Genomic DNA, 11,961 nt, shown 5'->3' on the forward strand with positions numbered 1-11,961 from the left:
GCTTATCCTCCCCTATTCTGCGGCCGCAAGGGCAAAGCCCCAGGCCCCAAGTTCTGCGCCCGGCGCATCGCCGCCCAGCGATCCGGCCAAGGCCGTCCATTTGCCCGGCGGCAATTTCGGCTTTACCGTTCCTGCCCCCAGATTGAAGGCGCAAAAGACGCGCCGCCCGTTCATGTCGCGCGTAAAGGTCACCAGATCGCCCTGTGCCTCTGGCAGGCTCATCTCACCACTGCGCAGGGCCGGTTCACTGGCGCGGAATTCCAGCGCCTTACGGTAAAAGGCCATCAGCCCCCCGTCACCCTGTGCCCCGACGGCGTGGGCCAGATGCTGCGCAGGCACCGGAAGCCAGGCCTTTTCGGCGCTGGTAAAGCCACCCATCGCATTGTCTTTGACCCAAACCATCGGTGTACGGCAGCCATCGCGGCCTTTGAACTCAGGCCAGAATTCGATGCCATAGGGGTCTTGCAGATCCTCAAACGCGATGTCCGCCTCGGGCAGGCCCAGTTCTTCGCCCTGATACAGGCAGACTGATCCGCGCAAAGCCAACAAAAGCAGTGTATACATCCGCAGGCCCGCGTTGTTCAGGCCCCAGCGGGTGACATGGCGCACCGTGTCGTGGTTGGAATAGGACCAGCAGGGCCAGGCATCGGGGGCCGCCTTGGCCATACGGGCAAAGGTTTCCGCCAGCGCCCCCGCCGTCAACCGCGTCGGTTGCAGCAGTTCGAACGGATAGCACATCTGCACCTTGTCACCGCCCGAAGTGTATTCGGCCATGATCTCCAGCCCCCGCTGGGCATCCCCCACCTCGCCCACGGCAGCAGCCTTATAGGGGTTCAGCACGGCGCGGAATCTCCGCAGGAATTCAAGGTTCTCCGGCTGGTTCTTGGAAAACAGGTGAAGCTGATGGTTGTAAGGGTTGACCGAAGGCGCAATGCTGTCGTTGCGCAGTTCGGGCGGCAGCGACGGGTTGTCGCGCAGGTATTTGTCGGCGAAGTAAAAGTTGATCGTGTCCAGACGGAAACCATCGACGCCCCTGTCCAGCCAGAAGCGCGCCACATCCAGCAAAGCATCCTGAACGGCAGGGGTGTGCAGGTTCAGGTCCGGCTGGCTGGTCAGGAAATTGTGCAGGTAATATTGCTGCCGCCGCCCGTCCCAGGCCCAGGCCGTGCCGCCAAAGACCGAAGGCCAGTTGTTCGGCGGGGTGCCATCCGCTTTCGGATCGGCCCAGACATACCAATCGGCCTTGTCATTCGTGCGGTCCTTGCGGCTTTCCTTGAACCACGGATGCTGGTCACTGGTGTGCGACAGCACCAGATCAATCATCACCTTCAGACCCAGATCATGCGCCCGCGCCATCAGCGCGTCGAAATCCTCTAGGCTGCCGAACATGGCATCGACATCGCAATAGTCGCTGACGTCATAGCCAAAGTCCTTCATCGGGCTGGTAAAGAACGGGCTGATCCAGATCGCGTCGGCCCCCAGCCCCGCGATGTGATCCAACCGAGAGGTAATCCCCGCCAGATCGCCGATGCCATCGCCATTCGAATCCTGAAAGCTGCGCGGATAGATCTGATAGATCACAGCGCCCCGCCACCAGTCAGGGTTTCGCGCCAGGATGGTTTCTTTCAGGCTTGTCATAGGCTTCTTTTCTTACTTCACAGAACCGGCCAACAGGCCGCGAACAAGGTAACGTTGCAGGGCAAAGAACACGACCAGCGGCACCGCGATAGAGACAAAGGCCGAGGCGGACAGGATTTCCCAGTCGCCACCGCGCGACCCCATCAGGTTGACCAGCGTGCCGGTCAGCACCAGTTGGTCATTGCCCGTTCCCAAAAAGACCAAGGCCACCAGCAGGTCATTCCAGGTCCAGAGGAACTGGAAGATGGCGAAAGAGGCGAGTGCTGGGAACGACAAGGGCAGGATGATCTTGGTGAAAATCTGAAAGTCCGTCGCGCCATCGACCTTGGCGTTTTCGATGATGTCGCGGGGAAGCCCAACCATGTAGTTGCGCAAAAGATAGATGGCGAGTGGCAGGCCAAAGCCGGTATGCGCCATCCAGATCCCCATATAGCCTTTGCCGATGCCGATGTTGTTGTGAAAGTTCAGCAACGGGATCAGCGCCAGTTGCAAGGGCACGACCAGCAGGCCCACGATGGCGGCAATCAGCAGCGCGCGGCCCGGAAAATCCATCCATGCCAGCGCATAGGCGGCAAAGGCGGCGATCAGGATCGGGATGATCGTGGCGGGAATGGCCACCGTCATCGTGTTCAGAAAGGCCTGCCCGATGCTTTGCCCCGCCGAGGGGTTGTTGAAGATGTTGAAATAATTGTCGGTGGTGAATTCGGGCGGGGTCGTGGCCGTCGTAAAGATGCGCGGCATCCGCACGTCTTTCAGGCTGGTGGCCGAGGTCAGGGTATAGCCACCCACCTCATTCACTTGCAGGTAAAGACCGTCGCCCAGATCGGCCACAGCGCCCGGCAGGAATTCGGTCGGGCGGTTCACGTTGGTGCCCCAGGCGCTGATCGCGCTGTTCTCATTGTCGAACAAGCGGCCTTCGATGACGAATTTTCCGTCACGCTCCACCTCTTCGCCGCTGATGCGGATCGGGGGAAGCTGTTGTTCCTGCGCCGAAAGCGACATCCACCAACCCGACCCCGCGATCTGGTCGCCAGACCGGAAGGAAGAGATGAAAAGGCCCAAGGTGGGCAGCAGCCACAGCAGTACCAGCGCCGCCGCCGAAAGATGCACGGCCCAGGTCAGCGCGGATTTCTTGCCAGCAATATTGTCCATGTCGCCCCCCTACCGCATCTCTTTGCGGGCATTATAGACGTTCCAGACAAGGATCGGGGTCACCAGCGCCATGATCACCATCGCACTGGCCGAACCCACCCCCACGTCAAAGGCGCGGAACAGCTTGTCATACATATAGTTCGCCAGAACCTGCGTTTCCCACTGGCCGTTGGTCATGGCCAGAACGATGTCGAACACCTTCAGCACGACGATGGTGATCGTGGTCCAGACGACAACGATGGTCCCCATGATCTGCGGCACCTTGATCTTAAAGAAGATCTGAAAGGGGTTCGCGCCGTCCAGAATAGCCGCCTCAATGGTTTCCTCCGGCACGCCGCGCAGGGCGGCCGACAAGATCACCATCGCAAAGCCGGTCTGGATCCAGATCAGAACGGCCATCAGGAAGAAAGAGTTCCAGAACGGGATTGTCAGCCAGGTTTGCGGCTGGCCATAGGGCAGTTGCGCCTGCGTCAGGCCCAGCAGCCAGCGTGCCAACACAAAGGCCAGTGCCAAGGCAATGATCACCAGAATGCCGCGCAGCAGGGTAAAGCCCAGACCGTCGCGGACTTTGGTCAACTGCCGGATCAGCGCATAGGCCCCCCAAAGCAGCAAGCCGACAACGGCCACAAGCAGGATGCCTGGGATCACCTTGACAAAGAAGATCGACCAGAACCCACCCTCAAACTTCAGCCAAAGCGCGTTCAGCAGGCCGATCTGGGCGGTGTCCACCGGTCGCGTGTCGTAGATCAGCTTCCAGATCACCGAGGCGCCGACAAAGGAAATGGCCATCGGCATGAAGATCAGCGATTTCGCCAGATTGCCCCAGCCGATCCGGTCGGTCAGTTGTGCGGCCAGCAGACCAAAGGCGGTGGCCGCAGCGGGCACGACGACAAGCCAGAGCATGTTGTTGGTGATCGCTTCCCAGAACTTCGCTTCCGAAGCCATCTGGGTGTAGTTGGCAAGGCCGACAAATTCGCCCGACTTGCCCAGCAGCGAATACCAAGCCGTCGCAAAGACCGGATAGGCGAGATAGAGGCCCAGAAGAACAATGGCGGGCATCAGGAACAGCCAGGGCCGCGCCATATTGGCGCGATTGATCGCTTCACCAGCCGTCATCCCGTTCCGACCATAAGTCGCATAACCCGCGAAAAGGCCGAGCAAAGATAGGAGCCCAAGCGTCAACAAGCTTACAGCAACTACACGCAGCGTTAGGCCGCCGATACTGCCGAATGTTGTTGAGATCGTTTGGAAAAGCCATGTTAGCGGCAAAACAAACCAAGAGATCAATTTTGTCAGCATTTCAGGAGATTGGCCGAAGAGACCTAAAAGAAACGCGACAAGTGAGAGGGCGACGATTATTCCGACATAACCAAGAACTATTTGTCCGATAAGCCGCCTAGGGCGCGCAAACTCTGCCGACACATTGCGTGCGGGAAAAACAACCTTGTCCAGAAAGATGTTGGACAGGAAGAAATAGCCGATACAGCCGCCAACCCCCAGAACGATGACAAGCGCTGCCTGAACTGCCGGATTCATCGGAACCTCCCCCCGTTGAACTGAAACAAACAGGCCCGGCCAATGCCGGGCCTGTCAAGTTGCATCACTTCGGCCAGCTGGCTTCGATGGCGTCGGCCACTTCTTGCGCCGACTTGCCGCCGACATAATCGACCATGCCCGTCCAGAAGGTGCCCGCACCCACCGCACCCGGCATCAGGTCCGATGCGTCAAAGCGGAAGGTCGTCGCGTTCAGCAGGATTTCGCCCTGCTTTTTCAGCGCCGCCGAACCATAGGTTTCGACATTGGCCGATTTGAACGGCGTCAGGAAGCCAGCTTGCGCCATCCAGATTTCATGCGCAATCGGCGTTTTCAGGAACTCGATGAACGCCCGTGCACCCTCACCGTCTTTGGTGATGAAGGCCAAGGTGCCTGCACCCAGAACCGGCTTGCCCAGATCCTTGCCCGCATAGGCCGGCATGTAGAAGAAGTCGGCATCGGTGCCCAGTTCCGTGCCTTCGGGGAAGAAGGACGGGATGAACGACGCCTGATGGTGCATGTAGCACTGCGGCGGCGAGGTAAACAGGCCTTTCGGGCTGTCCCGGAAGTCGGTCGAGGCGACAGCGCCCGCGCCACCGGCCACGGCTTTGTCGTTCTTGGCAAAAGCCCCGAATTCATCGATCGCGCCAATCACGGCCGGATCGTTGAACGGGATCTCATGCTTGACCCACTGGTCATAGACCGAAGCGGGCTGCGTGCGCAGCATCATGTCTTCGACCCAATCGGTCGCAGGCCAGCCGGTCGCCCCGCCCGAACCCAGACCGATGCACCAAGGCGTGCCGCCATCGGCGATGATCTGTTCGGTCAGCGCCTTCAGATCTTCCATGCTTTCCGGCACGGCATAGCCCGCATCCGCAAAGTTGTCAGGCGAATACCAGACCAGCGATTTCACATCGATCTTGTAGGGGAAGGCATAGAGCGCCGGTGCGCCGTCTTTGCCCGCGTAGGTTCCCAAGGAAACCCAGCTTTCGCCCGCCGCATAGTTGTCTTTCAACCAGGTTTCGGTCTCAGCACCCAGCGGCGTGATAAAGCCTTTCGACGCCAGATCAGCGATCAACCCCGGCTGCGGCAGAACCGCGATATCGGGCGGGCTGCCTGCCTGCGTGTCAATGACGATCTGCTGTTCATAGTTTTCCGACGAGGAATAGTTCACCGTCACGCCCGAGGCGGCAGTGAAATAGGCCAGCACCGATTCCACCAGCACTTGGTCTTCGCCGCGCCAGGGGCCAAAGATGGTGATCGACTGGCCATCAAGGTTCGTCGCCTCGTCAAACGCTTTATAGCTATCCCAGTTGAAGGCACCCTCGCCTACTGGGAATTTCAGGTCTTGGGCCGAAGCCGCACCTGCAAAAAGGGCCAGCGCTGCCGCGCCCGCCAGATATTTCGCTTTCATGTAAGCCTCCCGCTTTTTTCCGCGCCGTCTGCGCGGCTTCATCCCTGCGATCAGAATCAGTTTCAAACCGCTTTGGACAAGTCACACTCGCGCATCGCCCGAAAACTGTCAATTGAAAGCGTTTGGATGGGTGCAAATCAGGCACATTGTGCATCCGCAGCGTAACTCAATCGTTTACGGACGATTTGACGCTTGCAAAGGTTCTGGCTAATGATTGGGCCGATTGAAACCGTTTTGGGGCAGATTCTGTCGATGAACCTGAAGGAATTGGCCAGCAAACTGGGCTTGTCGCCGACCACTGTGTCGCGCGCCCTGAATGGCTATCCCGAGGTCAACGAATCAACCCGTGAACGGGTGGTGGCCGCGGCCAAGCGCTACAATTACAGCCCCAACACCCGCGCCATCCGGCTGGCAACAGGCCGGGCGATGGCGGTGGGCCATGTCATTCCGATTGCCACCCGGCATGAGATTGTGAACCCGGTTTTTGCAGATTTCATCGCGGGCGCGGGCGAAACCTATTCCCGCAACGGCTATGACATGCTGCTTTCGGTCGTGTCGGACGATGATGAGGAAGGTGCTTATCGCGACCTGAAATCGCGGGGCGCGATTGATGGCATCATCGTGCATGGCCCGAACCAGAACGATCCGCGTATTCCCCTGCTGCGCGACATCGGCCTGCCCTTTGTCGTGCATGGCCGGTCCACCGGAACCACCCTGCCCTATTCCTGGCTCGACGTGAACAACCGCCGCGCCTTTCAGCGGGCCACGGAATTCCTGCTGGATCTGGGCCATACGCGGATCGCCCTGATCAACGGGCTGGAATTCATGGATTTCGCCATTCGTCGCCGAACCGGCTATGTTGATGCCTTGGCCGCGCGGAAACTGGCGGCGGACCCGGCGCTGATGTTTTCCGACGAAATGACCGAGGTGGCAGGCTATCAGGCCGCACGCGCGATGCTGGCCCTGCCGCATCCGCCGACGGCCTTTCTGGTGTCGTCGATGATTTCCGGCATGGGCGTGCGTCGCGCGATTGAAAGCCTGAACCTGCATATGGGCCGCGAAGTGTCGGTGATCATCCATGACGACGAATTGTCCTATCTGCGCAACGGGGCCGAGGTGCCAATCTTTACCGCCACCCGGTCATCGGTGCGCGAGGCGGGCCGGCTGACGGCGGAAATGCTGCTCGACCTGATTGCCAACCCGGGCGAAGGCCCGAAAGAACGCCTGCTTGAGGCAGACCTGATCATTGGCCAGTCCACCGGACCGGCCCCAAGAAAGAACTGACATGACGCTTTCCCGCTTTGATTTCCCCGAGGGTTTCCTTTTCGGGGCCGCCACGGCCGCCTATCAGATCGAAGGATCGGGTTTTGGCGGGGCTGGTTCCTGCCATTGGGATACGTTCTCGGCCACGCCGGGCAATGTGAAGAACGCTGAAAGCGGCGCTAGGGCCTGCGACCATTACCATCAATGGCCCGCCGATCTGGACCTGCTGCAAAAGGCGCAGATGGACGCCTATCGCTTTTCCACCAACTGGGCGCGGGTCATGCCCGACGGGCGGACGGTCAGCCCTGAGGGCATGGATTACTACGACCGATTGGTCGATGGGATGCTGGAGCGTGGGCTGAAACCCTTCCAAACGCTGTATCATTGGGATCTGCCCTCGGCCTTGGCTGACATCGGCGGCTGGATGAACCGGGAAATCCCGCTGCGCTTTGCCGATTACGCCGAAGCCATCACCCGCAAATTGGGCGACCGGGTGGAAACCATCGCCACCATCAACGAACCCTGGTGCGTCGCATGGCTTTCGCATTTCTTTGGTGCCCATGCCCCCGGCCTGCGCGACATCCGCGCCACGGCGCGGGCGATGCACCATGTGCTGCTGGCCCATGGCTTGGGCGTCGAACGCCTGCGCGGGATGGGCAAGAAGAACCTGGGGATCGTGCTGAACTTTGACTATGCCGAACCCGCCAGCCAATCCCCCGCCGATCTGCGCGCGGCCGATGTGAATGATGGCATCTTTAACCGCTGGTTCATCGAGGCGATCACCCAAAAGACCTATCCCCAGATCGTGCTGGAAGGGCTTGGCCCCCATATGCCCGAGGGTTGGGAAAAGGATATGGCGGTGATTGGCCAGAAGATCGACTTTCTGGGCGTCAACTACTACACCCGCCACATCCACGCCGCGGCACCCGGCACCCCATGGCCTTCGACCACGGGGGTTGAGGGCAGCTTGCCAAAAACCCAGATGGGTTGGGAAATCTATCCCGACGGGTTGCACCATTTCCTGACGCGCATGGCGAAGGATTACGTGGGCGACATGCCGCTGTATGTCACCGAAAACGGCATGGCCAACGCCGACAGCGTGAATGCAGGCGAAGTCAGCGACGACATCCGCACCGACTTTCTGTTCGCCCATCTGGCGGCCACGAAACGCGCCATTGCCGATGGGGCCAATGTGCGGGGCTTTTTCTATTGGTCGCTGCTAGACAATTACGAATGGGCGGAAGGTTACGAAAAACGCTTTGGCCTTGTGCATGTCGATTACGAAACACAGGTGCGCACACCGAAAGCATCGTATAAGGCCTATGCGCGTGCCTTGGCGCGCAACACCTGACGTCTGGGGACCATGATGACCGAACCGCTTGTGATCGTTGCCGATATCGGTGGAACCAACACCCGCGTGGCTTTGGCTGATGGCCGGACCGTCCGCGCCGACAGCGTGCGCAAATTCCGCAACGCCGAGGCAAAGGGGATCGGCGACGTATTGACCCGCTTTATGGCAGAGATGGGCGTCAGCGATGTGGACGGCTGCTGCGTCGCGGCGGCGGGGCCGGTGCAGAACGGCGTGGCCACGATGACCAATCTGGATTGGATCATCGACGGGGCGGAACTGGCCCGCGCGACCAAAGCCGAAAAGGTCGCCATCCTGAACGACTTGCAGGCGCAAGGTCATGCTTTGGGCCACATTGCCGACGATCATCTGCGCGTGCTGGTGGATGGGCCGGCGATCGACAAGACCGCGATGCTAGTTGTCGGTCTTGGCACCGGTGTCAACGCGGCCCCCGTGCATCCGCTGCCGCATGGGCGTCTGGTGGCCCCTTCGGAATGCGGCCACATCGGGATGCCGATCACCGGTGATGAAGATCTGGCACTGGCGAAATTCGTGGCGCACCACGGACCCCATGCGCATGGCTTTACCGGGGCCGAGGATGTGCTGGCGGGACGCGGGATTGAGCATGTCTTTGCCTTTGTCGCCCAGCAGGCGGGCCAACCGCAAAGCAAATCCTCAGCCGAGGTGATGGCCGAAATCACGGCAGGCACAGATCTGGGACGCGCAACGGCGCGGATCTATACCCGCGTGCTGGCGTCTTATCTGGGCGATCTGGCGCTGATCCATATGCCCTACGGCGGCATTTTTCTGATCGGCGGCATGGCCCGCGCCATGACGCCCTTCTTTGCCGAATGCGGGCTGGAACCGGCTTTCCGCGCCAAGGGGCGTTTTTCCGAGTTCCTCGAGAATTTCCGCATCTCAGTCGTCGAAGACGACTTTGCCGCGCTGACCGGCTGCGCTGCCCATCTGGCAGAATAATCTATCGACCGCGCGCCACCGGCCCGTCGCGACATTTTTTGTCGCAATTCCGCATGAGACGACGCCCTGCTCCGGCTTTACTACGACCAAAGGTCAGGAGTTTGGCATATGAAAACCCATGCGCGCGTGGTGGTGATTGGCGGCGGTGTCGTCGGATGTTCGGTTCTGTATCACCTGACCAAACTCGGTTGGTCAGATGTGATGCTGATCGAGCGGTCAGAACTCACCTCGGGTTCCACTTGGCACGCGGCGGGCGGCTTTCACACGCTGAACGGCGACACGAATATGGCGGCGCTGCAAGGCTATACGATCCGGCTGTATAAGGAACTTGAGGCGATTACGGGCATGTCCTGCGGCCTGCACCATGTGGGCGGCATCACCTTGGCCGACACACCGGAACGCTTTGACATGCTGAAAGCGGAACGGGCCAAGCATCGCTATATGGGCCTCGATACTGAAATCCTGTCGCCCGAGGAGGTAACGAAATTCACCGATGGTCTGGTGAATGTCCAGGGCGTTCTGGGCGCGCTTTATGACCCCTTGGATGGACATTTGGACCCTTCGGGCACGACCCATGCCTATGCGAAAGCGGCGCGGATGGGCGGGGCGGAAATCGTGCTGCACAACCGGGTGCTGGAAACACGCCCCACCGCCGAGGGTTGGGAAGTCGTCACCGAAAAGGGCACCGTCACCTGCGAACATCTGGTCAACGCGGGCGGCCTTTGGGCGCGGGAAATCGCGGCCATGGCGGGGGTTTACCTGCCGCTTCTGCCCATGGCCCACCAATATCTGGTTACCGACGACATCCCCGAAATCATGGACATCCTGAAATCGGGCCGCGAATTCCCGCATGTGATGGACCCGGGCGGCGAAAGCTACCTGCGTCAGGAAGGCCGTGGTCTTTGCATCGGTTTCTACGAAAAACCCTGTGAGCCTTGGGCGGTGGATGGCACCCCATGGGGCTTTGGCCATGAACTGCTCGACGAACAGTTCGACAAGATCGAAGATTCGGTGAACTTCGCCTACCGCCGCTTTCCCGTGCTGGAACGCTCGGGCGTCAAGCGCGTGATCCACGGCCCCTTCACCTTTGCCCCCGATGGCAACCCCCTGATCGGCCCCGTTCCGGGCCTTCGCAACTATTGGTCCGCCTGCGCCGTCATGGCGGGCTTTTCCCAAGGCGGTGGCATGGGTCTGGCCTTGGCGCAATGGATGATCCATGGCGAAGTCGAACGCGACCCGCGCGGCTTTGACGTGGCACGCTTTGGCAACTGGACCAGCCCCGGCTATACCGTGCCCAAGGTCATCGAAAACTATCAGATGCGCTTTTCGGTCAGCTACCCGAACGAAGAACGCCCCGCCGCCCGCCCCTTCCGCACGACGCCGATGTATCCGGTCTTTGACCAGATGAACGCCGTCTGGGGCGCACAATACGGGCTAGAGGTGGTGAACTATCACGCCCTGCCAGGGGAACCCCGCTATGAAGACCCGTCCTTCAAACGCTCGAACGCTTGGGAAGCCACACGGCAGGAAGTTCTGGCCGTGCGCAACGGCGTGGGCATCAACGAGGTGCAGAATTTCGGCAAATACCGCGTAACGGGCGCCGGGGCGCGGGCTTGGCTTGACCGGATCATGGCGGGGACGATTCCGAAACCGGGGCGGCTGTCGCTTACCCCCATGCTGGCGCATTCGGGCAAGATTTTCGGCGATTTCACCGTCTCTTGTCTGGCCGAGGATGAATTCCAACTGACCGCCAGCTATGGGGCCCAAGGCTGGCACAGCCGTTGGTTTGAACGGAACGCTGACCCGGACGTGCGAGTGGAAAACATCAGCGATGCAAGGACAGGTTTCCAGATTGCGGGGCCAAAGGCACGCGAACTGCTGGCGCGCGTCACGCGGGCCGATGTCAGCGCCGAGGCCTTCAAATTCATGGATGTGAAACGCATGACCGTCGGCATGGCGAATTGCATCGTGCAAAGGGTCAGCTACACCGCCGATCTGGGCTTTGAAATCTATTGCGACCATATGTCCGTGCGCCAATTGTGGGAAACGCTTTGGGCGGCGGGGCAGGATCTGGGGCTGCGCCCTTTTGGGATGCGGGCGATGATGTCGTTGCGTCTGGACAAGTGGTTCGGAAGCTGGGGCCGCGAATTCAGCCCCGACTACACCCCCGCCGAAACCGGGCTCGATCGTTTCATTCGCTGGAACAAGCCGACCGAATGGATCGGCAAAGAGGCCGCCTTGGCCGAAAAGGCCAGCGGGCCAAAGCGGCGGCTCGCCACCTTTGTCGTCGATGCGGATGATGCCGATGTGGTGGCGTGGGAGCCGATCTGGATCGACGGCACCGTGCAGGGCTTCTGCACCTCAGGCGGCTACTCGCATTTCACCGGAAAATCCGTCGCCTATGGCTTTGTTCCGGAAAGCCATTTCCGCGATGGGCTGGAGGTGGAGATCGAAATCCTAGGCCAGCGCCGCAAAGCCACTGCCCACCTTACGCCCCTCTTCGACGCAGATGGCGCAAGGATGCGGGGCTGACATGCCCCTCATCTTTTCTTCAAAAATATCCCCGGGGGCGGGCCGCAGGCCCGGCGGGGGCGGGCAGCCCCCGGCGAGCCGAGGGGGCTCGATGCCCCCGAGG

The 11,961-nt window shown here is 60.4% G+C and carries 8 protein-coding genes; 4 read left to right on the plus strand and 4 right to left on the minus strand.

Going from position 1 to position 11,961, the window contains the following annotated elements:
- Positions 1-12: 12 nt before the first annotated feature.
- The 4 genes from IE095_RS01650 to IE095_RS01665 form a co-directional block, all read right to left on the minus strand.
- Positions 13-1,638 (minus strand): alpha-amylase family glycosyl hydrolase, encoded by a 1,626-nt coding sequence (locus tag IE095_RS01650; RefSeq protein ID WP_189409756.1) that lies wholly within the window; start codon positions 1,636-1,638, stop codon positions 13-15.
- A 12-nt stretch (positions 1,639-1,650) separates the two neighbouring features.
- Positions 1,651-2,790 (minus strand): carbohydrate ABC transporter permease, encoded by a 1,140-nt coding sequence (locus tag IE095_RS01655; RefSeq protein WP_189409758.1) that lies wholly within the window; start codon positions 2,788-2,790, stop codon positions 1,651-1,653.
- Between the two features lie 9 nt (positions 2,791-2,799).
- On the minus strand, positions 2,800-3,906 hold the full coding sequence (locus tag IE095_RS01660) for a carbohydrate ABC transporter permease (protein WP_229804444.1): 1,107 nt from the start codon (positions 3,904-3,906) through the stop codon (positions 2,800-2,802).
- Positions 3,907-4,390: 484 nt separating this feature from the next.
- A complete protein-coding gene (locus IE095_RS01665; RefSeq protein WP_189409759.1) occupies positions 4,391-5,737 on the minus strand; it encodes an ABC transporter substrate-binding protein in 1,347 nt (448 codons plus the stop codon).
- 252 nt (positions 5,738-5,989) lie between these two features.
- Between IE095_RS01665 and IE095_RS01670 the strand changes: the two genes are divergently transcribed.
- The 4 genes from IE095_RS01670 to IE095_RS01685 all read left to right on the plus strand — a co-directional run bounded on the left by IE095_RS01670 (position 5,990) and on the right by IE095_RS01685 (position 11,858).
- On the plus strand, positions 5,990-7,021 hold the full coding sequence (locus tag IE095_RS01670) for a substrate-binding domain-containing protein (RefSeq protein ID WP_189410126.1): 1,032 nt from the start codon (positions 5,990-5,992) through the stop codon (positions 7,019-7,021).
- 1 nt (position 7,022) lies between these two features.
- Positions 7,023-8,351: a GH1 family beta-glucosidase gene (locus IE095_RS01675; protein WP_189409761.1), complete on the plus strand. Its 1,329-nt coding sequence runs from the start codon at positions 7,023-7,025 to the stop codon at positions 8,349-8,351.
- A gap of 12 nt (positions 8,352-8,363) precedes the next feature.
- Positions 8,364-9,326: a glucokinase gene (locus IE095_RS01680; protein WP_189409763.1), complete on the plus strand. Its 963-nt coding sequence runs from the start codon at positions 8,364-8,366 to the stop codon at positions 9,324-9,326.
- Between the two features lie 108 nt (positions 9,327-9,434).
- A complete protein-coding gene (locus IE095_RS01685) occupies positions 9,435-11,858 on the plus strand; it encodes a GcvT family protein (protein WP_189409765.1) in 2,424 nt (807 codons plus the stop codon).
- Positions 11,859-11,961: the final 103 nt, after the last annotated feature.

This window comes from Neogemmobacter tilapiae (assembly GCF_014652215.1).
In the GTDB taxonomy this organism is placed as follows: domain Bacteria; phylum Pseudomonadota; class Alphaproteobacteria; order Rhodobacterales; family Rhodobacteraceae; genus Neogemmobacter; species Neogemmobacter tilapiae.

Bases quoted from the DNA above. Each gene is read 5' to 3' on its own strand.
- IE095_RS01650 (WP_189409756.1), bottom strand. From the start codon at position 1,638: ATGACAAGCCTGAAAGAAACCATCCTGGCGCGAAACCCTGACTGGTGG.
- IE095_RS01655 (WP_189409758.1), bottom strand. From the start codon at position 2,790: ATGGACAATATTGCTGGCAAGAAATCCGCGCTGACCTGGGCCGTGCAT.
- IE095_RS01660 (WP_229804444.1), bottom strand. From the start codon at position 3,906: ATGACGGCTGGTGAAGCGATCAATCGCGCCAATATGGCGCGGCCCTGG.
- IE095_RS01665 (WP_189409759.1), bottom strand. From the start codon at position 5,737: ATGAAAGCGAAATATCTGGCGGGCGCGGCAGCGCTGGCCCTTTTTGCA.
- IE095_RS01670 (WP_189410126.1), top strand. From the start codon at position 5,990: ATGAACCTGAAGGAATTGGCCAGCAAACTGGGCTTGTCGCCGACCACT.
- IE095_RS01675 (WP_189409761.1), top strand. From the start codon at position 7,023: ATGACGCTTTCCCGCTTTGATTTCCCCGAGGGTTTCCTTTTCGGGGCC.
- IE095_RS01680 (WP_189409763.1), top strand. From the start codon at position 8,364: ATGATGACCGAACCGCTTGTGATCGTTGCCGATATCGGTGGAACCAAC.
- IE095_RS01685 (WP_189409765.1), top strand. From the start codon at position 9,435: ATGAAAACCCATGCGCGCGTGGTGGTGATTGGCGGCGGTGTCGTCGGA.